Annotated in this window: 22 protein-coding genes and 1 pseudogene; 3 read left to right on the top strand and 20 right to left on the bottom strand. The window is 37.7% G+C overall.

Annotated elements, in window-relative coordinates:
* Nucleotides 1-20: 20 nt before the first annotated feature.
* The 15 genes from EL194_RS04700 to EL194_RS04630 all read right to left on the bottom strand — a co-directional run bounded on the left by EL194_RS04700 (nt 21) and on the right by EL194_RS04630 (nt 15,086).
* Entirely contained in the window at nt 21-563 is a 543-nt protein-coding gene (locus EL194_RS04700; RefSeq protein WP_003775706.1) for a hypothetical protein, read from the bottom strand.
* A 3-nt stretch (nt 564-566) separates the two neighbouring features.
* Nucleotides 567-920 (bottom strand): hypothetical protein, encoded by a 354-nt coding sequence (locus EL194_RS04695; RefSeq protein WP_034886900.1) that lies wholly within the window; start codon nt 918-920, stop codon nt 567-569.
* Nucleotides 913-2,037, bottom strand: coding sequence for an SPFH domain-containing protein (locus EL194_RS04690; protein WP_003775709.1), 1,125 nt, complete (start codon nt 2,035-2,037; stop codon nt 913-915). Before EL194_RS04690 ends, EL194_RS04695 begins: the two co-directional genes overlap by 8 nt.
* Before the next feature lie 12 nt (nt 2,038-2,049).
* Nucleotides 2,050-3,276: a hypothetical protein gene (locus EL194_RS04685; protein ID WP_003775710.1), complete on the bottom strand. Its 1,227-nt coding sequence runs from the start codon at nt 3,274-3,276 to the stop codon at nt 2,050-2,052.
* A 362-nt stretch (nt 3,277-3,638) separates the two neighbouring features.
* On the bottom strand, nt 3,639-3,905 hold the full coding sequence (locus tag EL194_RS04675) for a hypothetical protein (protein ID WP_003775715.1): 267 nt from the start codon (nt 3,903-3,905) through the stop codon (nt 3,639-3,641).
* The gene (locus EL194_RS08565) at nt 3,881-4,054 is read right to left on the bottom strand and encodes a hypothetical protein (protein WP_169313674.1); all 174 of its coding nucleotides are present in this window, start codon (nt 4,052-4,054) and stop codon (nt 3,881-3,883) included. Before EL194_RS08565 ends, EL194_RS04675 begins: the two co-directional genes overlap by 25 nt.
* Before the next feature lie 92 nt (nt 4,055-4,146).
* Nucleotides 4,147-4,899, bottom strand: a complete 753-nt coding sequence (locus EL194_RS04670; RefSeq protein ID WP_003775719.1) for an HAD-IIB family hydrolase — start codon at nt 4,897-4,899, stop codon at nt 4,147-4,149.
* 26 nt (nt 4,900-4,925) lie between these two features.
* Nucleotides 4,926-6,146 carry a GNAT family N-acetyltransferase gene (locus EL194_RS04665; RefSeq protein ID WP_003775721.1) on the bottom strand — a complete coding sequence of 407 codons (1,221 nt, stop codon included), beginning with the start codon at nt 6,144-6,146 and terminating at the stop codon, nt 4,926-4,928.
* A gap of 42 nt (nt 6,147-6,188) precedes the next feature.
* Nucleotides 6,189-6,857 (bottom strand): histidine phosphatase family protein, encoded by a 669-nt coding sequence (locus tag EL194_RS04660; protein WP_034886859.1) that lies wholly within the window; start codon nt 6,855-6,857, stop codon nt 6,189-6,191.
* Between the two features lie 91 nt (nt 6,858-6,948).
* A complete protein-coding gene (locus EL194_RS04655; protein WP_003775724.1) occupies nt 6,949-7,911 on the bottom strand; it encodes a type I phosphomannose isomerase catalytic subunit in 963 nt (320 codons plus the stop codon).
* A gap of 47 nt (nt 7,912-7,958) precedes the next feature.
* Nucleotides 7,959-8,852 (bottom strand): ROK family protein, encoded by an 894-nt coding sequence (locus EL194_RS04650; RefSeq protein WP_003775726.1) that lies wholly within the window; start codon nt 8,850-8,852, stop codon nt 7,959-7,961.
* A complete protein-coding gene (locus EL194_RS04645; protein ID WP_003775727.1) occupies nt 8,849-9,727 on the bottom strand; it encodes an ROK family protein in 879 nt (292 codons plus the stop codon). The genes EL194_RS04650 and EL194_RS04645 overlap by 4 nt, the downstream gene beginning before the upstream one ends.
* 3 nt (nt 9,728-9,730) lie before the next feature.
* Nucleotides 9,731-11,122 carry a glycoside hydrolase family 1 protein gene (locus EL194_RS04640; protein ID WP_003775729.1) on the bottom strand — a complete coding sequence of 464 codons (1,392 nt, stop codon included), beginning with the start codon at nt 11,120-11,122 and terminating at the stop codon, nt 9,731-9,733.
* On the bottom strand, nt 11,109-13,787 hold the full coding sequence (locus EL194_RS04635; protein WP_003775730.1) for an alpha-mannosidase: 2,679 nt from the start codon (nt 13,785-13,787) through the stop codon (nt 11,109-11,111). Before EL194_RS04635 ends, EL194_RS04640 begins: the two co-directional genes overlap by 14 nt.
* A 3-nt stretch (nt 13,788-13,790) precedes the next feature.
* Complete coding sequence (locus tag EL194_RS04630) at nt 13,791-15,086, bottom strand: glycoside hydrolase family 125 protein (RefSeq protein ID WP_034886861.1); 1,296 nt, start codon at nt 15,084-15,086, stop codon at nt 13,791-13,793.
* Between the two features lie 180 nt (nt 15,087-15,266).
* Here EL194_RS04630 and EL194_RS04625 point away from each other — a divergent pair, with 180 nt between their 5' ends.
* The 3 genes and pseudogenes from EL194_RS04625 to EL194_RS04615 all read left to right on the top strand — a co-directional run bounded on the left by EL194_RS04625 (nt 15,267) and on the right by EL194_RS04615 (nt 19,759).
* Nucleotides 15,267-16,295, top strand: coding sequence for a GntR family transcriptional regulator (locus EL194_RS04625; RefSeq protein ID WP_003775732.1), 1,029 nt, complete (start codon nt 15,267-15,269; stop codon nt 16,293-16,295).
* A gap of 10 nt (nt 16,296-16,305) precedes the next feature.
* Nucleotides 16,306-18,420: a GH92 family glycosyl hydrolase gene (locus tag EL194_RS04620; RefSeq protein ID WP_003775733.1), complete on the top strand. Its 2,115-nt coding sequence runs from the start codon at nt 16,306-16,308 to the stop codon at nt 18,418-18,420.
* Nucleotides 18,421-18,580: 160 nt separating this feature from the next.
* Nucleotides 18,581-19,759, top strand: a pseudogene (locus tag EL194_RS04615) (MFS transporter).
* Nucleotides 19,760-19,804: 45 nt separating this feature from the next.
* On the opposite strand, the gene EL194_RS04610 reads toward EL194_RS04615, so the two are convergent.
* The 5 genes from EL194_RS04610 to EL194_RS04590 all read right to left on the bottom strand — a co-directional run bounded on the left by EL194_RS04610 (nt 19,805) and on the right by EL194_RS04590 (nt 26,108).
* On the bottom strand, nt 19,805-21,298 hold the full coding sequence (locus EL194_RS04610) for a response regulator transcription factor (RefSeq protein WP_003775738.1): 1,494 nt from the start codon (nt 21,296-21,298) through the stop codon (nt 19,805-19,807).
* On the bottom strand, nt 21,291-22,973 hold the full coding sequence (locus EL194_RS04605) for a sensor histidine kinase (protein WP_232012983.1): 1,683 nt from the start codon (nt 22,971-22,973) through the stop codon (nt 21,291-21,293). The genes EL194_RS04610 and EL194_RS04605 overlap by 8 nt, the downstream gene beginning before the upstream one ends.
* A gap of 25 nt (nt 22,974-22,998) precedes the next feature.
* Entirely contained in the window at nt 22,999-23,610 is a 612-nt protein-coding gene (locus EL194_RS04600) for a YesL family protein (protein ID WP_003775741.1), read from the bottom strand.
* A gap of 87 nt (nt 23,611-23,697) precedes the next feature.
* Complete coding sequence (locus EL194_RS04595) at nt 23,698-25,143, bottom strand: ABC transporter substrate-binding protein (RefSeq protein WP_003775743.1); 1,446 nt, start codon at nt 25,141-25,143, stop codon at nt 23,698-23,700.
* 53 nt (nt 25,144-25,196) lie between these two features.
* Entirely contained in the window at nt 25,197-26,108 is a 912-nt protein-coding gene (locus EL194_RS04590) for a carbohydrate ABC transporter permease (RefSeq protein ID WP_003775744.1), read from the bottom strand.
* Nucleotides 26,109-26,111 lie beyond the last annotated feature (3 nt).

Raw genomic sequence — 26,111 nt, 5'->3', positions numbered from 1 at the left:
GCATAAGCCCGAACGTTTTTTTATGAATCGGTATATTTAAGTTTACGTCCACAATACTCACAAGGAATTGTTTCGTGTTGAATCACTTCATTTGAAGCGCCACATCCAGGACATCGAATCATCTTAGACTGTACCTGAGCTTTATATTTCGATACAAACAAGCCTTCAATCATTCTTGTTTCTCGATTGACACTCATATCTTGAAGATAGCCTTTGCGTACAAGTTGATCTAAATCTTGGAGTGTTTCTTGATACGTTTTATCCATTGATCGTGCTAAAGAATCTATAGAAAAGGTTCCTTTCTTAAAAATAAGTTGGTTATAGGCATGATATCGTTCTAAATTTAAGTTTGATTTTGTTGCTGAGTAAACCATCGTTAACCCAGCAAACATGAATGCAATACCGATAATCATACCACTGTAATCATATCGATACGCATCTTGAACTTCAGTTACAAGTCCAAAAAGACCAAAGAAGAACAAGACTGCACCCCATACCAACCGCCCTGTTTTACGTTGGTAAAGACGCGTTTTTGGATTAACCGTTATTTTTCTAAACTGCATAACTTATTTCATTTCCAAGCGATCAGCTTTATTCTTAACGATTAAAAGAAACACCATGAGTAATGCATGAATCACAATTTGACCGATTAATAAGGTTTGATCTGATTGGTGGATTAAGCATGACACAACCAAGGTAAAACTAATTGATACCAATGCATAAAGCACCATGATTGTAGCGATACTGCTTTTTAAAAATGTCGATTTCATAGATCCACCAAATCCAGTGATTAAAAAGAATAATACTTCTGTAATCAAAATCCATATAAATGCGATTTCTGTAATAACACCACTGAAATAACCAATTAAGATCGTCGCTAGAACTGTAATCAATCCGATAATACTATAATTTTTATTCATGATCATCGACCTTCTTTCCACAAGTTCCACAGAATTTCGCATCAATTGATAACGGTGCCTTGCAAGATGTACATGTTTTATGAAGTTGGGTTCCGCATTCATGACAGAATTTTTGAGAACCATCTTTGAGTTCTACATTACAACCCGGACATTTATTTATGTCATGGTTGAGAACTTCAGAGCATGTTCCACAATACTTATCCGTATCTTGAACACTGGAACCACAATGAGGACATGATTTACCCGCATCCGTAGACAAGGACCCCATGGTCTCACTCATTGTCTTACCAAGTCCTGCACCTAAACCTAATCCCATTCCTGCTCCCATTACACTTCCTAAACTGCCTTCATTTTGTGCCGCACCAACTAATGTATCAAAGGAACGTTCTTGTTTGTAGTCGTATCCTACAATATCCATCTCTGCACGTTTTGAAAGTGCTTCTTTAAGACGCATAACCGCACCATCTGTATCCGGAACACTAATATCCGCAATATAGAAATTCAATAGGGTGATGCCATACTCTGTAAAGGTAGGTTGCATTTGTTCTTTAACTGACTCAGATAACTCTTTAAGATATGCACTCAGTTCAAGTACTGTAATTCGTTTTTCCACAAGATACGTTGAAATTGCATCTTTCACATGGGTATTATAAAACCCTCTAAAATAATTAATAATTTCATCACGTCCAAAACTTTTAAGTGTTCCTACTAACTTAATAAGAAAGGCTTTTGGATCTTGTACTGTAATTCCAAATTGACCGTATGCACTCAGTGGTACATAAATACCATACTTTGGATCTTGGATTTGGATGGGTGATGTTGTTCCCCACTTAATATCAAGTGTATGTGCTTTATTAACAAACCATACCTCCGCTTTAAACGGTGATTTCTTTCCAAACGGAAGATTCACAATCTTATTAAGAAGTGGAATATTTGCGGTTTCAAGAGTATGTCTTCCTGCTTCGAAGACATCATAAGCAACCCCTTCCTTATATAATACTGCCGCCTGTGATTCATTCACAATAAGTTGTGTATATGTTGTGAGTTCATCACCGGGGTATTTCCAAGCAAAAATATCTTGATTCCCTTCGTATTTTACGATATCGATAAGTGCCATAAAATAATCCTCCTATTTTTCTAATGTAAACGTACCGGATAATAAGGTGCGATTACTGTCTGATACAACGGTAAATTCTAACTGATCACCAAGATTCATTTTCATGACTGAATTGCTGTGTTCTTCTAATTCGTAGAGCACTTCTTTCGGTTCATTGGGATTGATGAAACTTCGACTTGATGTTGGATAATTGGAACGCTTGCGTCCGGTATTAACGGATTCAAGTGATGTTTGTAGGTCATTAACTTGGATTGGACGATTCCCATGATTATCAAAGCGTACCCGATACATCATTGATCGTTGTACCCCTTTTTCCGCATAACGTCTTCCTTCCAAATAAGAAGGCTTATATTCGCCATTAATGAAATCAACACGTTCAAGTGTCGCAGATAACGTTCCATCATCTGATTTAAAGGTTACTTCTGGATTATATTGTTCTGTGACAACACCTTGACCATAAGCCGATCGAAGCATGTTTGTCGGCAAAGCCAAGACTGTATCATAAATCTTTAACACTTCCGATTCCGCAATGGGAACATCCAGTTGACGGTAACTTTCAAATAAACGGTCATCCGTTAAAGCCCCCTCAAAATTAATCTCAGGAGACTCGAGTTTAAGTCCTCCCTCCATAAATATGTTTGCATAATGTGTTGGACTTAAAGCAACTAAGAGTTCACCCTCTTGGGATGCTTCGGGTTGGATTGTAATATGACCACCTGTTGCGGAAACACTTGACCAATTTAAATTCGGATAGCTTGCATCCGTTTTAATTGCATTAAGATAATCCCGTTCAAAGTTAAAACTTTGAAAATTCTGCACAACAATCGCTTCTGACTGATGGTTTTCGATTACTACATGTGCAATCAAATACCGTTTGGTCGATGGGGTTCGTGAAGAGGACCCTATTTTGATGGCTTGTTCCAATTCAACTAATTCATAACCTTGAAATACAACGTCAATTTTATTGGAATTGTAAGTAAACGGTTTTTCGAGTTTGAATAGTGATTTGGTAACAGGAGATCCGAGCGTTTCAAAATAGTTGTATGTGTCTTTAAAATCATAAGATCCCTTTATGGTTTCATAGTTTTGCACATTGGTATAACGTGCAGAACGCATTTGTGCAGGTCGTATTTCCCAAGCTAGCCAAGAAAGCGTTAAAAGTCCCACTACAAGCAGCACAAATAAAAGCTTATAATCATTGATCCACTGTCTTAAATGTTTTATTTTCAATGCATCCACCCCTTTTTTATATTAATTTTAAAAGTTAGAGCGTGAATGAATGGCTTAATGTTATAAAACACCGTGAATATGTTATTAGCATCAAAAAAAGGATAGCTTAAGTGGAGTTGTCAAACAAAAGTAGACATTAATATAAGACTAGAAACCCCTATCCATTTTATATTGGATAGAGGTTTTATAATTTAAACAGTAAGCAGGTCTTTCAAAGGAATAGCGTTTAACTTTTGATTTAATATTTAAAAACTTGCAGTACTTGTGGATTAAATTATCGGAAAATTCAATCCCTAAATCACTTTGCTTTCTCATGACTGCAGCGATATCATGGTAACCATAACTTGGAAAACGGCGTTGCCAGTCTTTAATCACAAAGCTAAGAGTGAACGTAATCGGATGTTTAAAAGATAAATCATGTGCGATTTGGAATTCTTGTCTTTTAAAGTAACGAACGCCTTGTTTACACCAACTCCTTTCACCTGGTACCCTTTTTTAAATTGTGCAATCTCAATATCTCGTTTTAGAATTTCGAGTTGAAGTCGTTCAATCTCAGTTAATGATTTACTCGTATGAATCGCAGAAAAATGATTTCCTGTCTTTTTCTTGTTTTTTAAACCCTCTTTACCATCGCGCATGAATCGATCAATCCATCCATTAATCGTTCCTTTAGGACTTGTGATAGTTTCGCAGCACTTATATGTTCATCAGTATAACGTGTAACGACTTTAATGCGATCCTCATAAGTCCATTTATTATTTAATCCACCTTTGGGTCTTCCCATCATTAATACCTCCGTTTTATCTTTGATTTTATTATTACACAAAAAAAAGTAGACAAGTCTTTTTTTACTTGTCTACTTTTAGTTTACTACTCCACTTAAGCTATCCTTTTATGGTTTTCTATAATTTCTAAGATTGAATCAAGATAGTGTTCATCATAATCCACTTGATAGTCTGCATAGGGTGCAAGACGTTCATTAAAGTTAATCATAATTCCGGGATTTGCATGTTCAATCATTTCGATATCATTAATATCATTACCCATCGCAACGTAATCTTCAATTCCAAGACGTTTTAGAGCATCATATTTCGATGTTTTATAGGCTAGAATATCTAGAGTATCCGTAGATTCATGACGATAGAATGAAACCGGTAAATCTCTGAGGCGATCATGAACTCGATTCATATCCTCAGCCTCTAAAACGATGAGCTTCATAACACCATCTAACGATTCAAACGGAACATTCTCACCAAGATTTCCACGATTAACATACTGCATTAATTCATGAGAACCATCGCCATTATAACTAAAGTTCCATTTTCCATCAGCTAAGTAAACAACAGATTCATCTTCCAAAATCACCATGATTGCTTTGAGTAATTCTGATTCAAAAAGACATACATCCACAATCTTGTCATTTTGAGAAATAATCGATCCATTACCACCAATTAAGGTATAGTTACGATAACGGTCTTTAAGCACAGGCAGCATGTCACGGATTGGTCTCGCTGATGCGAACATCACGCGATGTCCTGCTTCTTCAAGTAACTCTAAAAGTTGAAGACCTTCTTCACTTAAATTCATATAATCAAAACAAATGGTTCCATCTATATCAAAAACACAATTCATAATCTGCCTCTTTATTTTCTATCTGTTTAAAAGTAATCTGAAAAATAAACACGGTCGGATACTACGATACGCTTTAAGTTGCGTAATGCACGTTGTGATCCTACAATACGTCCAAGTCGTGAGAGATATGATACGGATTTATAACCCATTAATAATGTAGTAAGTGCACCGATATCCAGACGGATTTCAGGACCCACGGTTTCATTACTGATGAGAATATTTTCTTCTTTATCCCAATCAATTCCGAAAACACGATTGTTCCAAGGGGCTGTATGATCTTCGACCACGAAATGAAAGGGTTCACAAATATCTGCGAAAGGATAATCACGAAGAAATCCTTCCACATCCACAATCCGAGCCATGTAGTAGGGTTGGATCGTTTCCACAATATCACTGTCTTCTAAATAAAATGCAATCGGTTCTCCAGAATAATTTTTCCCACTCACCGACTCAATCATTGAAAAGTGCGCTGCAATAAAATTCCAAATCCCTTTACGCGCATCTTGATTAATAAAGATCATTTCTTTAATATTGAAGACTTCATCGGAAATCCAATAAAAACAAAGTCCCGTTGGTTCCTCATCTGCATTATAATATACAGCCGCAAATCGATCTTCTTCATTTTCCCAACGCCAATATTCTTCCCACGCTAAGCGATCTCGAATCATTGCGCCATGGTTATTTCGCGCAAACTGATCATAAACACGATAGACGTCTTCATCATCGATTTCTAATCGTTCAACATGACCTTTTACAGGAACTGTTTTTGGAAGTTGACTGTCTTTAAGGATAAATGTCATTTGATCTGAAATAATTTCCCAACCTTTATGTCGATAAAAAGGAATACTGTAAGGATACAAATATGAAATATATTGTTTATTCTCACGCATTGATTCCAATGCTTTTTGAATTAACTCACGAACCAATCCCATATTGGCATACTCAGGATATGTTCCGACACCGGTAATACCACCCATCTGATACAAAGTCCCATGAACATTCACTTCACAGGGATAGATTGCGATTTGGGATACAAGTTCATCTTGGTTATACCAACCAAAAACATCAGCCTGACTCAGAATTGGACGTTTCGCACGTACAATTTCTTCTTCGTCTTCATATCCCGAACTGATTATTTCTTCCCCAGTAACTTGAAATACATACCGCAACAATTCATTAAATTGATCAATATCCTCAACAGTTACGGGTTTAAGTTTTAGTTTTCTGTGCGTAGAATGCTTACTCATTCTTTCACCTCTTTATTTTATTATAATTAAAAATAGATCACTTTACAATTGATTCAAAATTTGCGTATTATTCACAAACTCGAATACACGAGAATCATCATGACACACAAGTTTTGAAACACTTAAGTTCTCAGGACTACGGTTTAACCAAACGCCTTCTGCATATAATTTAAACAGTTGTGCACAAACCGCACCATGACATACGAGCATCACGTTTTCATAGCCCTGTTTACGTGCATCTTCCAATGCATCATCAAGACCTTCGACGATACGCTTTTCAAAATCAGCTGCTGATTCAGCACCACAGTTATCAAATTGATGAATCCAATCGAGACGATCAATCATATTTACTTCTTTCTGTAAGTGTTCAAAGTTTTCATACCCGCGATGTTTTGCGATTTTATTCCACAATTCCACAACCGGAACCCCTTCAAAATGCCCAAAGAAAAATTCACGGAATCGACGATCTGCTTGCATTGGTAAAACGTTGCCATAACCTTCTAAAATACAGTCACGCGTTTGATAGACACGACCACTATCACTTGAATAGAGTGCATCAAAATTTATTGTTTTTAAGTTTTTTCCTAATTGGCGTGCAAGCACTTCACTTTCTTCAAGTAAAGGGGTATCACTCCACCCTTGCATGCGATCATAATTATTAAAAATTGTTTTTCCATGTCTAATAACATATACATTAATTGGTTTACTCATACTTACCTCCAACAACCATACTTTGATAGTATAGCATTTTCTAAACATTCCTGCTTTGAGAAACCTCAGTAAAAAAAGTGCCCAAGGCACTTTAAACCGTTATTGATAAGAAAGTTGCAGATCCAGATAAGTGGATGGCATCCGTATTTGCCTCAAGAAAGAGTGTTTCTCCTGCAAGAAGTTTTACGGTTTGATGATTATGGGTGACATCGATTGAACCCTCTAAAACAACCCATGCTTCAAAACTTTCAGGTCCGACTTTATGATTTCGAGAACCTGATAGATTAATTTTTGTAGTCTTGAAATATGGACAAGATACAAGCAGTTGCTTTTGATAATTACTGTGTGTTTCAAGGGTTCCTTGTGGTTTAAATTGGGTATCCAAAGGTCTTAAGTTTGAAACATCTAATGCTTGTTTTAAATGCAGTTGACGTAGATTCCCACAAGCATCTTTGCGATTATAATCATAAACACGATAGGTTGTGTTTGAATTTTGTTGGATTTCACAGATCATAATCCCCGATCCAATTGCATGAATGGTCCCTGCCTCCACAAAGATTACATCCCCTTTTTTAACCGGCACACGATTTAACACATCCAGTACAGTATTGGTTTCGATTGCTCGCGCAAAGTCATCACGATTGATTCGATTTTTAGTTCCATAGTAAATAGCGGAATCCGGTTCTGCTTCAACGATATACCACATTTCTGTTTTGCCGTATTCCCCTTCATGTTTAAGTCCATATTCATCATTTGGATGTACTTGAATGGATAAATCTTTTTTCGCATCGATAAATTTAACTAAGATAGGGAAAAAATTAAAATCTTGCGCATCCGTTCCCAAGATTTGGGTTCCATAGTATTTTATATATTCTGTAAGTGTTTTGCCTTCATCAACACCACTTACAACATAACTGGGACCATCAGGATGCGTCGATACTTCCCAACTTTCTGCCACGATCTCTAAATCTGTTTGTTTTTGATATATTTCTTTTAAGCGTGTCCCACCCCAAAGATAGTCTTTAAATGCAGGACTCAGTTTAATTACAGCCATATTAACCTCCCTCAAGGTTGGTCACGTGTTGTGGCCAACCACAACACTTATGAAAGTGAATTAAACACGAGTAAAGCACCACCAATGATGCCATTATCATCACCAAGCTTTGCTTTCTCAATACGTACATGTTCTTTTTGAACCGCGTAAACTTTTTCTTTAACACGTTGTGACACATCTTCAACATAGCCGTCGATTTTCAATGCCACACCGCCTCCTAAAACTATAATATCTGGGTCGATCATGCCGATCATGCCCGCAAGTGCATTCGCAAGATATTCTTTACTTTCATCAAGAATCACTTGTGCATCATGATTTCCTTGATTCGCAAACGAAACCACATCCCCTGCATGTTCTACTTGGAGTCCTAATGTTTTGGCACGGGCAACAAGTGCTGTCCCACTACACATCGATTCTAAACTTCCGGGCATGAGTGGTTTTAGTTGATGACCACCAGGCACTAAAATGATGTTCGCAATTTCTTGCGCAAATCCATGTGCACCTTGGAATATGTTTTGATTGATAACCAAACCACCTCCAACACCAGTACTTATTGTTAAGAATTGTACGATGGAAAATCCTTCTCCTGCTCCCTTACATGCTTCTGCAAGTCCAGCAAGATTCGCATCATTTTCTACGAACACGGGGCATTCAAAACGTTTTTCCGCGTATTGTTTTAAAGGAAAACCATGCCATCCCGTTAAATTAGGAGGGGTCAATACAATCCCTTGTTTTAGATCTAAAGGACCTGGACAAGACATCCCCACACCAAGGACGGGAGTCTCAAATGCTTTCATCACTTCATAAATGCTTTCAAGATTTGCTTCAGGATTATTCGCATCAGTTGTGAACATTTTTCGTTTTACAACTGTTCCCGTTTCATCAACTAATGCGACTCGAGTATTGGTACCACCAATATCGACACTCACGGCATATTTCATGATTTTGATCCCCCTTCTTGACTTAAGTGTGATGCGACAGCTCCGATTAAGTTCGCATCATTATGGTATGCACAAGCTTTAAGATTGATATTCAGATTTTCAAGTTGTGCTGCTTTTAAAAGATTTTTAATACGACGGTTTAATTCTGGGATTAATTCTGAATACTTTGAAACTCCACCGCCTAAAACAATACAATCAGGGTCTAGGGTGAATTGAAGATTGTAGAGACCAAGAGCAAGTGAATCATAAAAATTATTAACTTCTTCTGAAGCAATCGGATCATGATCAGCTCGGTTAAATACTTCTTCCCCCGATACAGCATCCTTCTCAAGACCTTTACGTACACAGTAACGTTCAGCCATGTGAACAGCAGTTCCCGCCATACTCCACGTATTTACACCATCAAAAACCATGCATCCAAATTCACCTGCAAATCGCTGTGATCCGCGTTGTAAGCTTCCATCAACAATTACTGCACCACCGATACCTGTTCCAATTACAACAAACAAGATGTTCTTTAAATCTTTAGCGACACCACGCCAACTTTCCGCAAGCGCAGCACAGTTCGCATCATTTTCAATACTTACCGGTAAGCCAAATAATGTTTCCATTTCCTCCACAATTTCAAAATTATGAATATAATCGATTGCACTTAGACCACCGATAATCCCTCGTTGAATATCGACGCTTCCTGGTGAAGATATCGCAATTCCTGCGACTTTGTCCTGATAAGGTTTAACGCGTTCTAACATCTCAAGTTTCATGTTTTCCCAAGTTTTAGGTGTTTTAAATGCACCGTGATCACTTAAGGTTTCTTCATCCCAAAGTGCATATTTCACAGAGGTTCCACCCCAATCAAACACAAAATATTTCATGATTTACTCCCCCTTTTGATGGTATGAAATCAGATCACGCATCCAATAACTACTTTGTTTTGCGTATCGTTTCTGCGTTTTTAAATCAATGCGATAAAATCCATAACGATTTCGATATCCGTTAAGCCAAGACCAACAGTCCACAAAGGTCCATAGATGGTATCCAAAACAATTCGCACCATCAGCAATAGCCTGTTCTAAGACCTTGAGGTGATCGTAAATAAACTCAATACGATAATCGTCTTGAATCGTTCCGTTTTCATCAACAAATCGCATTTCATCCGCAACACCCATTCCATTTTCAGATAAGTACCATGGGATATTATGGTACGAGTCTTTAATAAGTGTCGCTATATCACTTAAGGCTTCTGGATAGATCTCCCAACCACGATAAGGATTCATTTTACGGTCTGGCCATAGATACGGAATGTAGAGATCTTCCGGATCTTGTGCAGGTGTTTTTGAAGTCGTTGGTGCTTTAACGCGACGCGGTTGATAATAATTAACACCAATAAAATCAAGGCTAACGTTTGAAATAATTTTTAGATCTTCAGCGTTTGTATCCGGCATTAAATCTTGTTCGCGTAGTAAATCAAGCAGGGGTTCTGAAAACGTTCCAAGCACCATGCCGTCAAGAAAGCTCTTAGTATTCAGTAAATCCGCTGCTTCTCGTGCTTTCACATCCGCTATTTGATCACTTTTACCATAGACAGGCGTTAAATTAAGGATTGTACCCAGTTTCAATTTTGGATTTAGAGTACGCATTGCTTCAATTGCTTTAGCGTGCGCTAAAATCGTTTGATATCCTGCGTAGATTGCCTTTTTAAAATCATGGATTGCGGGATAATGATATCCATACAGATAACTGCACTCCACATGAACAATCGGTTCATTAAATGTCGTCCAATACGTCACCAAATCTCCAAAGGTTTCTACGCATACCGAAGCATAATAAGCAAATGCATCACTGACACCTTCATATTCCCATCCGCCTTTTTCCATGAGCCACCAAGGCATATCAAAGTGAAAGAGATTGATGACTGGTTCAATGCCTCCATCTCGCATTGTCTTGAAATAGTCTCGATAAAATGCGACGGCTTTCGGATTCAACGTTTTACCATCTGGCAAAAGACGCGTCCATGCTATGGAAGTACGGTATGAATTAAGTTTCATCGCTTGCATACGTTTCACATCGTCACGGTAATGATGGTAGACATCACTGGTTTGATTTGGGCCCATTTCAAGATCAAAGCGTTCTGGTTCTAATCTGTGCCACATGTCCCAGGTGCTTGGGCTTTTTCCATCTACATCTGAAGCACCTTCTGTTTGAGGAGCAGATGCAGCCGCGCCAAACCAAAAATCTTTAGGCAGTTTTAAATCATCAGTTGGCTTCATCACATGCCTCCTCTTTAAAACGAAGGGTTATTATTTCCGCAGGTTTGATTACGCCATCAAAATCACCTTTGTCGCGTTCTAAGACATCTGATTTCATTACGGTATGATTATCTAAAGACAGCTCTAACTGATCATATCGCTCTGATTCCATATTGTATAAACGTAGGATAGGGTCTTTCCCATGCTCTTTACGTTTTAAAGCAGTCATCCACATTTGTTGACTCTTTACGTTTAGGTATGTATGTGTAGGAGCAAAGGTTCCCATGTGATGATTACATTGCTTCACTTGGAATCCAACTTGTTTTGCTTTAACGGTTTGATAGGTTTCAATACGATCCGTATCGTTATGACATGCGAGATAAAGGGTTGTGTGATGCGTTCCCAAACATTGTGCTTCAGGTGTTGGGAAATATCCCCAGTCTCCCATTTCCCCTACACTTCGAAGTAAGGTCACAGTGATCGTGTCATTATTCACAATTTCATATTCGTTCAACCCAACATTCCCCACTACCACCCCTTGACCGTGTGTATACAAACCGCAGAAAGCTTGTTGGTGTTGTGGATTCGAAGGATTTTCCCACGATTTACTTACGGCATTCGGGCGTGTTACAACTTCATAAATACTTTCAGCTTGATGATGTGTTGTCTTAAACCCGACATCAAAACATGCACGCAAGCGGTGATCTTTCATTTCATTTGTAAATTTCGTATCGATTTGTAATACAGGACTGTTTGCTTCCAATGTGAATTCTGTAGTAATTGGAAGTATTGCAGTTACCAAACTACGTTTAGCCGTGCGCTGACGCATTTCTGTAACTGAGATTTGTTCATGCAGTAACATTTCGTCTGCACTCACGGGTATCTCAAGATTTTGAGTCATTGCAACACGTTGGATCAGATGGCTGCGTTCAATTTCTTCAACCGTTGCATGTGCATTGCGGCTGCTTATCGCTTGGTCGCCATAAGGTTGTTTAAAAATGTATTCGTTCCCAATATCTCCAGCATCATCGTAATAAAAGACATCTAAATACGATTTATGATTTGTCTTGTCATAAACATCCACTGTCCCATTTTCGTGAATACTTACTTTTAGAAACTGGTTTTCTAAAATATTTGATTCAATCGGTTCTGTTTGTGTGACTGCATTTTCACCTTCCGCAAGAGCCAATGTCTTCCAACTTAATGCAGGAAGTTCACAAGATAGTCTCACCTTAATGCGTTTGGACATATGAGGAACACGGAAACCATCTTTCGGTAAGTCATAATCAAACTGTACCCATGAGTCTAATATTTCTGCCTGTACTTTATTTCCTTCTTCATCAAGAACACATAAGGGAGGTAAAACTTTGTTTTCAAGTTCTTTATACAGCTCGTTTGGCTTTTCACGATTGAAATCTAAACGATCCCATTCAAGTGTTATTGTGACCGTTTCATGCCGTTTGATTCCTAGGGTATTAAAAAGAGTAAAGGGACGACTGTTCTCGGGGAACATCGAAGTATCAATTCGTTTTTCTAAGTGATCCAATGCTAGATCTCTAACATAAATTCCAACTTCTTCAGCATTTTCAAAACGCGTCATCATTTGTCGATGAACTGCATCAACAGAACAACCACAAATACTGTCATGCGGATGATTTTGCATCAATGTCTTCCACGCATAACGCAGTGTTTCATGTGGATAGTCTGTTACCATGGCCATTGTAGCTAGGGGCTCTGCTACCAATTCAAGCAAGTTTTGTACTTCCGTATTTTTTTGTTTCAAATAAACACGTGAAGAAGATGTATTCGCAAGCGTATACCATCCATCCGTTTCCTGACTTGTGAGTTCTCCTTTGACTCGTCCCAAATCATCCGGCAATTCTGAAGTAACAGCTTCAAGATAATCATCAAAATTACTGTGAATAAACTCATAGTCGGGATACAGTTCATTTGCAAGACGAATGGCTTCTGTAACATTTTTTTGAACAGGTTGATGATCCACACCGTTCATCATGAGTAGATGACGCGTGGACGCATACTTCTCAACATCCGCAAGCTTTTCATTCCAAAATTCTTGGGCTGCCTTTTTTTCAACAGGAATTTCATTACCATTGCTATACCAGTTCGCAAACAAAATACTGAAGATTTCAGTTTTGTCTGCACCTTCCCACATCAGTTCAGAATAATTTGAAACATAGGTCTCATCCACAACCACATTATTAAACCCAGTTGTCTTAACGCCGCGACCGTATGCCACTGCATGAATGTCTGCTTGTTTCATTAGTTGTGGCGCTTGTCCCATGTTTCCAAAGGTATCCGGAAAATAACCCAACATGACTGGGTTTCCCCATTGTTTACTTTCATCAAGCCCTACTAACATGTTGCGCGTATTCGCTTCAGAACTGATTAAGAAATCATCTTGGAGAATATAGAAGGGTCCTATTTTTAATTTTCCAGTTTGTGTCGCATCAAGAACTTCTTGACGTCGGTGTGGTCGAACCGCTAAGTAATCATCAAGAGGTATGGTTTGCCCATCTAAATGAAAACTTTTAAACTCAGGGTCTGTCTTAAACAGGTCCAAAAGGTCATCAATAAGTTCGATTAAACGCATATGATGTTGTTCATAAGGCAAATACCATTCACGATCCCAGTGACTATGGGATATAATATGTACAATTTTTTTCATCGTCTAAACTTCCTTTCCAACACGAATTCCAAAGTAGTCCATGACCAATTCACAAAACATCATGTTCGCCCAAGAGAACCATTCACGTGTATATTGTGTTGGATCTTCTACGTTGAAACTTTCATGCATCATTTTGGTGCCACCATCTGTCTTAACTAAAGTATCTAAGATTTGTTTTTTCGCTTCTTGATTTGGTGTGGTCAAGCCCTCGATTGCTAGTGCAATCGGCCAAATGTAACCTTTCGGTGTATGGGAACTTCCGCATCCTGATGCAAATGTACCCGATTCAAAATATCGGTTTGAAGGACTTAAAATGTGATTACGCGTACGAAGATATATAGGATCATCCCATGCGCAATAACCCAGATAAGGTGCTGCTAATAGCGAAGGAACATTGGGATCATCAATTAAACTCGCATTTCCCAATCCATCTACCTCATAGGCATAAACCGAACCAAAGTCCGTATCCACAACAGCAAAAGATTCAATACCCTTTTTAATTTCATTGCGTAGTTTTTGTGCTCGTTCTACAATTTCTAGATCGCTTAAAACTTGGGAGTAAATCTCTTCGATGTATTCCAAAACTACAACCGCAAACATATTAGATGGTACGAGATAGTGATATTCACAGGCATCATCACTCGGTCTAAACCCAGACCATGTCATCCCGGTATAAGCAACCGGTGTTCCTCGACCTTCATTCGTTAAGGTATCTTCAGGACGATCTGTTGGTCGTGTGAAGGTATATGGGGATGATTCATGATTTTGTTCTGTTTCCCATACATCTAAAATTGATCGAACCGCTTGAGTATAGGCATCACTGAATACACTTGAATCTTGAGTTGTTTGGTAATAGAGATATGACAATTGAATCGGATAGCATAAGGAATCAATCTCATATTTACGTTCCCAAATAAAAGGTGTCATGTAAGTATTATCCGTTTGGTGACCTGCTCCATTTTCCGTTTCATTAAATGCATTCGCATACGGCTCGTGATTAATGCAGAAAATTTGACGATTGATAAGACCTAAAATCATCTTTTTAATGGATTCATCTTCGTTCGCTAGAACTAAATAAGGGCGAATCTGCGCTGTAGAATCTCGTAACCACATCGCGGGTATATCACCCGTTAAAACAAAAGTGTCCTCATCTGAAATGCGTTTAACAGTCGTGAGCAATGTGTTTGAAAAAACATTTTCAAACACTTCTCCCCATGATTTGTGTTCTTCACCACATTGCGTCTGAATGTCGCGAATCAGTTTATCTACTGACTTCGGTACCGTATTGTAAGTTGTCATAAACCCTCCTGGTTGATATATCATTTTATGATTACCGTTTACACAATCATTGTATGATATACCAACATATTTAATAACGAACAAATTATAGGTTTTTATGTACCTTTTACAGGATTGATTTAAGGCTTAAACATGCTATAATTTCGATATGATATATCAACTAGATAGAGGTCTTAAAACATGACAAAACCCTTGTATGAAAAAATAAAAAACGATATCCAACGCGATATCATGAACGGAACCTTATCGGTAAACAGTCAACTTCCGACTGAACTGGAACTTTCCACCACTTACGGAGTAAGTCGGATTACCTCAAAACGCGCATTGAACGAGCTAGAACAAGATGGTTTGATTTATCGTGTTCAGGGTAAAGGAAGTTTTGTAGCAGAAACAAATACGAAAAAGACATCCGAAGATGTCTTTGATTTACTCTTTATGATGCCCTTCCCTGACGCTTCAAATTTCGGAGATTATACATCGGGTATGCTTCAAGCGCTTCAAGGAACGCCCTATCGTTTGCATATTCAACGATATGATTTAGAGACACAATACGATGATTATGCTGGGGTAATTTTTTATCCTATCGATAATCACGATGCTCTCGAGGCTGTCTTTACCCTTTATGCACGAAACATCCCTGTCGTAATTTTAGACAAGGAAGTATCCGGTATGCCGATAACAACGGTTGTTTCAAACAACGACCAGGGCGGTTATGAAGCAACCAAGCACTTAATGGAACAAGGTGTTGACGAAGTCTTGTTTGTGACTTCGGAAGATATTGAAAATGTATCCTCAATTCGAACGCGTTACTTCGGTTACTTAAGAGCACTTTCAGAATCATCCGACTATACCCATCAAAATCCAATTTTGTGGTCTCAATCAAATCGAACCTTAGATCCTGGATTCATTAAACAACTTCAATCCAAACATTGTGGGCTAGTTTGCGGTAACGATATTCTAGCCTTAACCCTTATGACCGAACTTAAACACCTTGGATTCCTTATTCCACAAGACGTGAAGATTGTTGGGTTTGATAATACACAGGCAAGTGCCTATGTTGATCCCCCCTTAACAACAATCGCCCAAAATTTCGAAGAAATTGGACGTGTAGCCATGTCTGAGTTGCTTTCACGCATTCAAAACCCAAGTCATCCCATATCCCGACAAGTCCTTGACGTCAGCCTTATCAAACGAAAATCAACCGATTAAAGGAGATCTTATGAAATCACTCAATATTGATACACGCATTGGTACCGAAAATCACCACGCTTTCTCAAAAGGAAATGCTTTACCCTATACCGGGGTACCTTTTGGAATGAATTATTTCGCACCCCAAACGGATGGTACGAAGGGAAGTTGGTGGTTTCATCCCGAAACTGAAACCTTCCAAGGTTTTCGGGTAACACATCAACCCAGTCCTTGGATGGGTGATTTTTCATCGATGTTAATCAGTCCGTTCTCTGGTAAACAACGTGTAAGTTCGCTTTATGATATTCAATCCACATATCGTAAGCACGAAGCAGTTTTTGAACCCCATTATCTAAAACTTTACAGTCCAAGATACCAACTCACAAATGAACTAACAGCTTCAATGTATGGTGCTTCAATGCGACTTCAAGGACCACAATCCATCTCGGTTGCATTTAGTGCCATCAATGAGATTCAATTGACCCAGAACAATCAAATCCTTGAGGGTTGGGTATCAAACCCTTCAGGATGTGAAGACCCAAATCTTAAGATGTATTTTGTATTTAAAATAAATCAACCCGGAACGCTGATTAAGGTAAATGATTTTTATGTTTTCCAAACCGATTCCAACCACTTACAAATCCATGCGAGCTTCTCACATCAATCACTCGAGCAAGCCCACCGAAACCAAAGTCGTGAAAGCGATGATTTTGATACCATGTATAATCATGCCTTTGCCCTTTGGTCTCAAAACCTTGGACGCATTCGTTTTGACCACCACAATCCTCAACAAAGCCAAATGTTCCGTCATTGTCTTTATCGTGCCCATTTATTCCCAATGACATTTCATGAATATGACGAAGCAATGAATCCTTGTTATTACAATACACTATCCCAAAAAACTGAAGTAGGTTATATGGTTACAAACAATGGTTTTTGGGATACATATAAAACGGTTTTTCCACTTATGAGCTTAATTAATCATGATCAATACGCTTTGAGCCTTAAAGGTTTTCTAAACCATGCAAACCATACGGGATATCTTCCCAAGTGGCTTTCTCCAGATGAACGTGGACTCATGCCAGGAACACTAATTGATGCCGTAATCTGTGATGCCATCTTAAAGGGTATTGGAACTGAAGATCGTGAACAACTGCTTGAACTTATGATTCACGCATCATCTAAAGAATCATCCAATTCAAACTATGGTCGCCGTGCCGTTAACGACTATCTAAGGTATGGATATGTACCAAATCACTATGGAGAAAGTGTCAATCAGACCCTCGATAATGCTTACTCTGACTTTTGTATTGCGCAAGTTGCAAGGTATTGTGGAAAAACCGAGCAAGCAGTGGCCTATCTTAAACAATCCTATAACTACCAAAATCTTTTTGATTCTCAAATAGGTTTCATGCGCCCTCGTGATATATCCGGAAACTTTGAAGAACCCTTCAACAGTCATCGTTGGGGTGGTGCGTATACAGAAGGATCCGCTTGGCAAAACAGTTTTGGCGTTTACCACGACATCCAAGGACTGATCAACCTCTATGGTGGAGCCATACCGTTTACACAAAAGCTAGATGAACTCGTAAATCAAAAACCAACCTTTGATGTAGGAAGTTACGGTTTTGAAATACATGAAATGAGTGAAATGGCCGCAATTGATTTTGGACAGATGGCAATCTCAAATCAACCATCCTTCCACATCCCTTATCTTTACACCTACGCAAACAAAGCCAGTTCAAGTCAGGTTTTACTACGACAATTAATGACACATTGCTTTACAAACAGTTTCCCAGGAGACGAAGATAACGGGAGTATGAGTGCTTGGTATATCTTTAGTGCTCTCGGTTTCTATCCCGTATGTCCCGGTAGTTTAGAGTATGTTATTGGAATACCCCTTTTAGATTCAGCACAGATCCATCTAAGTAACGGTCAAACCTTCAATATCACCACCCACAACAATCTTCCTCAATGTAATTTTATAAGCGAGATTCGATATAATGGAGAGCCTTATCATGATTGTGTCTTAAGACATGAGACCCTCATGAGTGGCGGACATCTTGAAATAACACTTGGAGTTGTACCCAATGATAATTGGTTTAATGAAAAGAAACCTTTTTCAAATACAAAAAAGCACAAGTAAATGTGCTTTTTCTTTCGCTTATTTAGAGTTAGATATGGTATAGTAAAGCCTAGACAAAGGAGCATTAATGATGACATTCACTTCAATCATTAAAAAAATTGCGCCCCTACCCGACTTAGATGTTTTTTTTCAACGTTCGAATCGATAGGAGGACTATTTTTTGAGAAAAAACATCGTAAATTCAGAACCAACATTTTTATTAATTATTATACTATTGGGATTTCCCCAACTTCATGAGGCATTATTTGCACCATCCTTACAACATGTCATGCAAACATTTTCTGTAAGTGTCAACAGTGCCCAAAACACCATTAGCATTTATTTTCTAGCATTTGCTTGTGGTGTTCTCTTTTGGGGAACCTATTCTGATTCCCACGGACGAAGACCGGCAATGATGTACGGATTGTCCATATATTTAATCGGTGCTTCATTAATATTTATAGCACCTAATTTCACTTTATTTCTTATGGGTCGTGCAATTCTAGCCTTTGGAATTGCAACAACATCAGTTACAACACAAACCATCTTGCGTGAAGCATTTTCACCGGATGTGCGCAATCAATTATTTTGAAAAGTATCTGTTGGCTTAGCTTTTGTGCCAGGCTTAGGACCCATACTCGGTGGATTTATTGTGGAACACTACACCTTATACTCTTTACTCGCTCTATTAGTTGTTTTGGGTCTAAGCATACTTGTTCTCGCTTACAACAAATTACCCGAAACACGGATTCAAGATGACTTGCCGAAAAACAATGTTTTCAAAGTCTTTACAAGATTAGTTAGAACTCCAACAGTTTGGATCTACGGATTCTTTATTGCAGTTATGAACGCGGTAATGTCCTGTTACTATGCTGAAGCACCGATAATCCTTCAAGCATTTTTCAATCGTTCGCTCACAGAAATTGGAAGTTACAGTGTGTTTTTCGCAATATCTACAATTCTGGGAGCACTTTTAACTCAAAGGCTTTTAAAACACTATAAACCCGAACGCATCATGCTCATTGGTAATATTGTTTTCGGACTCGGTAGTTTAACCATGGTTTTTGCCTCACACAATCCTTCCCTTGTATTTTATATTGGTGGAATGATTGTTGTTAGATTTGGTACAGCCATTTCACTATCCAATGCAATCAGTTTAGCTCTAAATGGTTTCGAAGATGTTTATGGAACAGCAGGTTCCCTATTCAGTCTGGGTTACTACCTATGTATTAGTCTGTTAGTTCGTATAATGGCAACACTTCACACCGGGAGTATGCTTTTAATGCCACGATACTTTTTAGTACTCGCAAGTACACTAATCGTGCTATCCCTTTATACACTTAAGTCCAAAAAATCATAGCGTATACGAAAGTAAAGCCTCAACACAAAGATGTTGAGGCTTTTTTTATCGAATCCGTTCCGGTTGTTTTAGATAACGTTCCCGATATTCTTTCGGTGAAATGCCGCATTCTTTTTTAAAGTTTTTATAAAAATAACCTGAACTTGTATAACCGACAAGTTCCGCAATCTCATTAATATTATGATTCGACTTTAAGAGTAAATTCTGTGCCTCTTTAATCCGAAAATGATTTAAGTATTGAGAGAAACTTTTGTTTGTTTCTTTCTTGAACAGTTGTCCAAGGTACATCGCATTCATATGCAATGTATCCGCAATCGAACTGATTGTAATATCTTGAGCGTAGTCTTTTAAAACAATTTGAAGGACTTTTTGAATATTCGGATTATGTTGTTTTAAAACCTGATCATAACGGGTTGCTTCAAGTGCATGATGTAATACTTCCCGAATTTCCGCGATGCTATCACACTTATTCAATTCATGAAGTAAATCATGATACATTTGTGATCCAACACTTTCATGTTGACGATAAATATCCGAGAAAATCACAAATCCAATATAACGAACATACTCCGGATCTGCTTCATATTCGAAAAGCAGCTTAAACATTGCTCCGATTTCAGACTTAATCAAATGAATATCCCCAATTGATAAGGCATGATGAAATTTTTTAAACGAGATTTCATACATCGATTCATTTTGTTCAAGTTTGTTTTTAAGCATCATCCGTTCTGTAATCGGATGGTCTCCGTAAAAACGAGACACACTTACAAGTGTTTCCGCTTGTTGGTAACTGTTTGGAACTTCTTCGAGCGGAACTAAAAGTTCTCCCACCGCAAGAATTTGCTTTTGGTGATCAATGTGACCTGAAAGATCTTTTCGTATTGCATCAAAGGCAACGCGGTCGCCCTCTAAAATCATGACCAGATCTTGGTCATCATAAAATGCATAGTATTGATTGTGAGAAATAAGACGTTGAATCCAAGCAGTCTGAGAAGACTCTTGAATTTGGGTAATGATCATACAGGTATAAAGCGCATGTGCCTGTAATGGTTTTCCCACTTGTTTTAAAATACGTCGTAGATCCACATTATCAATATCATCATTGACCCATCGTTCAAGTGTATTCTCAAATAAAAGTGTATCTGTATGTGCATGTCGTTTTTCACTATCAAGTTTTGATACTGTTTTCCTTAATGTCTCATTCAATTCTTCTTTACTGATGGGTTTTAATAGGAAGTTTTCAGCTCCAAGCCGGATTCCCTCTTTCACATACTCAAACTCTTGATATCCCGATAAGACCACAAAGTTAAAGTTGATGTCTTCCTCTTGAGCAGCTTGTACAAATTCAATCCCTGATTGTTCAGGCATACTCACATCCGTTACCACAATATCGACTGGATGCTTCCTTACAAATTCAAGGGCTTCTTGACCATTGGATGCGGTCCCGACACATTGCAGTCCTAAGTCATCCCAATTAATAATTTTTTGTAGTCCACTTAAAATCATATATTCATCATCCACAAGTAAAACATTATACATATTTATCCTCCTCATCAAAACGCATTGTGACCGTAAAACCTTTTAGATTATTGATGCTGATTGTCATACTGTAATGGGAATCACTAAAGTATGTTTTGAGTCGTTCATGAACATTTAATAAACCAACCGAATTATGGTCGTTGATGTTGAAAACTGACTCATCGATGAGTTTCTGAATATGTGCTAGGCGTTTATTATCCATGCCTTTACCATTATCTGAAACTTCTAAAACAATTTTACCTGTTTTACGATAAGCTGTAACTTTAATCGCATTATCGACGCGTCCAAAATCAATACCATGAATGAAATAGTTCTCAATAAGTGGTTGCATCGTGAATTTCGGCATGATGATTTGTTCCAAGCCTGGTTCTATATCAAATTTATATGCAACACGATTTGGATATCGCATTTGATGCAAGTAAACATACTTCTCACAAAACTCAAGTTCCTTAGCCAAAGTCGTCGTTTTTTCTAACGAAATATTATTACGAAGCAGACTGGCAAAGGTATAGACGACATCTGCCAGTTCATCGACCCCTTCACTCACCGCATACATTCGAATGAATTCTAAAGTATTATAAAGAAAATGTGGATTGATTTGTGATTGAAGGGCCCGAAGATTAATATCTTGTTGGCGAATCTCAAGTTGATATATTTCCTCCACGTACTGACTAATACTATCGAGTGTTTCATTAATACCGATTGAAATATCTCGTAATTCATCTTCTTTATCTTCCGTCGGAATACGATAATCAATAGCCCCGTCTTTCACGCGTCCCATAGATTGTAAGATATCATCAACTTGATGACTGTATCGACCGAAGGTTCGAAAGAGAAGCCATAATAAAAGCACATCTAAAACAATACTGCCTAAAATAACTGAAGCATATGTTTTAAATGATTTCGCTACAACATCTGCCCGATTCACTGCGACTACAACACGATTACCATTTTGAAGGGGTACTTCATGTTTAAGGTAATGCTGGTCAATCAAGGCACTGTAATCGCGCCCTGTCTCATAACTTTGACGCAACATAACCCCCAACCCTTCATCTTCGCGATCGGTATAGGCATACTTAATTTTCCCATTGTCCGTTAAGATGTAGATTGAGCGTGGAACCGAATGATTGATAGAATCAATCTGTGTATTAATGCTTTGCGTATCCGCTATAAGATGGATAATTCCTACCGGATCATACGAGTCGTAATTTGTTAGAACGCGATGAAACATAAGTTGTTCACCAATATTGGGAACACGTTTCGGTTTATAACCCATTTTTTGTAATGTATGAGAATAGTACAAATCATTTGAATTATTTAAGGTAATCATAAACCCTTCAATCCCATCGTAACGATCGTAGAGCTTCTGAATATCTTTTGGAAAGAAGATAAAAGGATCTTGTGATAATTGTTGCGTATAATACGTGGGCAGATCCATGTAAAAGTAATCTTTCATACTTTGTACATGATCTGCATCCGTAAACAAATCAAAAACAATTTTACGTAAATCCTGTTCATAACTTTCAATAATTTCCGTCATTTTTTGACTAATCGCTTTATTTTGAAGAACTGCCTCATCGTAGTCTCGTTTTGATGTGACATACCCAACTGTAATTGCGAAAATCGTAATGATAATGATTAAGATAACGGAATAGGACTTAATCAACTTTTTCATTAAACTCGTGTTTTCTGTATGCGTGTTAAAGGATTTCAATCTTTTCATCAACTTCATGAATCCAACCGTTTAAACTCCAATGCATAAGCGCAATATAGATTCCAATACTACCAAATAAAATTAATCCCTTATATCGATATGTTAGTGCGAGTACACACATCATTAACATAAGGATACGAAAGATTTTAAAGAAATTTACAAATACAGAAATAACACTCAGTTTAATAAGGTTATAGAAATCAATTTCAAATGCGGCATTTAAAACCAAAGCGTAGATATATGCAATTGATAGGAAAATAAACATTGCAATCAAGATAAAATCTAAAACAAAAAACAATGGATGTTTCACTTGCGTTGCGAGATACACATTATAGCCCAGCAAAATTTGCGGAAATAAGACCGTATAAAATAATGCATTTCCACGTTTGAAATGCGTTTTAAAAAGTGACACAAGATTACGCCATGCATAACCACGATATTCCCAACCATGTTCATGATATAAATCCATCAGAACAAGAAAAGCTGGACCAACACCTAAAACAACACCACCCATTAAAGTTAGTACCCAGAACATTAAACTCATCTTCATAACGGTATAGACTCGTTCGAAGACGTTCGTTATTGTTGTTGCAACCATAAAAATAGACCCCCTGACATCATAATCATAGCAAAAATCGGGATATCAAACGATACCCCAATTTGTGCTCTTTGTTCAATTTATTTATTATTTACTTGCTTGGAATGCATCGAATTGTGTTTGCATTTCTTCCAATACTTTATCCCAACCTGCTGCTTTAAGTTTTTCCACAAATTCTGGAACTTTAACTTCTGGATCAACAGTTCCTGTATTGATAACTGCTGAGTATTCTTCCATAACGTTCATTAAAGCACTGATCTCTGTTTTAACTTCATCTGTCTTAAAGTTAAAGCCTAAGATTGGTGAAACTGGTGCATTCTTAGTATCTTCTGCACGTTTCGCAATCATTTCATCGGTAATCTTAGCTTGTTGGAGTAGAAGGGCACTGTTCCCTGTATTCCATGCAGCCATATGATTATCTTCTTTATAACCATCTAATAATTCTAAGTGGTTATCATCAATTTTTTTCCATGCTTCGCCTTCAATACCATAGATTAATGTATTCATCATTTGTGCATTGGTATTTAATAGGTTTAACCATTTTACTGCTTCAACTTTATGTTTTGAGTTGATTGCAACGATAAAGTTACCCATTTGTGCTTGAGCTGTAGATTTTAAAGGTTTGTTTAGTGGACGTGAAATGATTTCTTTACCAGCTACTTGTGATAGTAGAGAATCACCATAGTCTGCTGGTCCTTGTGTTTCTTGTCGCATAAACCATACTGGGCTTTCAAGTGCATATCCTGTTGTGGAAGTTGCTGCATCTTGAGGAATTAATCCTTTTTTGTAAAGTCCGTGAATTTGTTTTAATGTTTCCATACCTTGTGATGTTTCATAAGCATTCACAATTTTTGTTGTGTCGCCATCAAGGTTGATTGCAAATGGTAACTTATCACCTAAAATATAGTCAAAGTTTCCAAGTGTTGCTTTGTAACCACTACCGATTGCAAATGGTGCTACTTCAGGTTCATTATCTTTTACAGTTTGAAGTGCTGCTTCCGCATCTGCGTAGCTGTTGATGTTTGATACATCAATGTTGTATTTGTTTAGGTAATCGGAGTTAAATGTAAGCATTTGTTGTGCAAACACGTTACCGTTGATTGGGAAACCGTATAGTTTACCATCAATTACGTTACCATCGTAGTAAATTGGATCTACAGAATCAAAGAACTCTTTTGCGTGTTCTTTCACTAAATCTGTTAAGTCTGCATAAGCACCTTTTTGTGCGTTAATGGTATAGTTATTCGCAAATGCTAAGTCAAACTCATCACCTGCTGTAACCATTACAGACATTTTTTGTTCATAGTCTCCCCAACCAATATAGTTAAATTTAACTTTAACCCCAATTTCTTCTTCAGAAATTTTATTGATTGCATCTGTTAGTTCATCAAGGTTCTTGGGTGCATCCCCTACTTGATAAAGTTGTAATGTCACAACTTCTCCCTCTGGTTTATCAGTTTTCTTGCCACAACCTGTTAATACAAGTAATGCAGCCATTAAAACTGTAAACGTTTTAAAAACGCCTTTTTTCATGATGTTCCTCCTCTATAAAATATCATAATTAGGCAAAGCTGTTTATATCGCTCTTATTCCTTAACGCCCCCAATGGTTAAACCACTGACAAAGTATTTCTGGAAGAATGGATACGATACTGCAATTGGCAATGTGGACAGAACAACCATCGCCATACGAGCAGATTCTTTCGGTAAACCGATGCCACTATTAATTCCAGATAACCCTACATTTTGTGAGATATAATCAAGATTTGATTGGATCTTCATCAATAAGTATTGAAGCGGGTATAGGTTTTCAGAGTTGATATACAAGAGTGCATTAAACCAGTCATTCCAGAAAGCAAGTGCCGCAAATAAACTAATGGTTGCGATACCTGGAACCGCAAGTGGTAATACAATTTGAATAAAGATACGGAACTCACTTGCGCCATCAATTCGGGCTGATTCAATGATTGCGTCCGGAACAGTTCGTTTGAAGAATGTTCTCATGACGATGATATTAAATGGACTTAAAGCCATCGGTAAGATTAATGCCCATACCGTATCCTTAAGACCTAATAATTTGGTCATCACAATATAGTTGGGAATCATCCCTGCACTAAATAACATTGTGAGTAATGCGAATTTGGTAAAGAAGCGACGATATTTAAAGTTAGGGCGTGAGATTGCATACGCATATGTTGATGTAAATGTTGTATTAATAAGCGTCCCAACAACCGTGATAAATACCGTAACACCAAATGAATTCAAAAGTTGTCCTTTAAAGTCATATAAGAATTTATACCCATCCAAACTGACTTCTTTTGGAAAGAGTGTGTAACCATTTACCATTAAAGCTGTTTCCGTTGTAAATGAGACAACGATTACAAAGATAAATGGAAAGATACAGGATAGTGCGAAAAGTCCAATAATCACATTAAACACACGGTCTGTATTTTTACTAAAACTTCGTACTTCTACTTTTTCAATTTTCTTCTTTTTCATACA

This window comes from Erysipelothrix rhusiopathiae (assembly GCF_900637845.1).
GTDB lineage: Bacteria > Bacillota_I > Bacilli_A > Erysipelotrichales > Erysipelotrichaceae > Erysipelothrix > Erysipelothrix rhusiopathiae.
The sequence above is the reverse complement of the archived record's forward strand: the minus strand, read 5'-3'. Positions and strand labels throughout refer to the sequence as shown.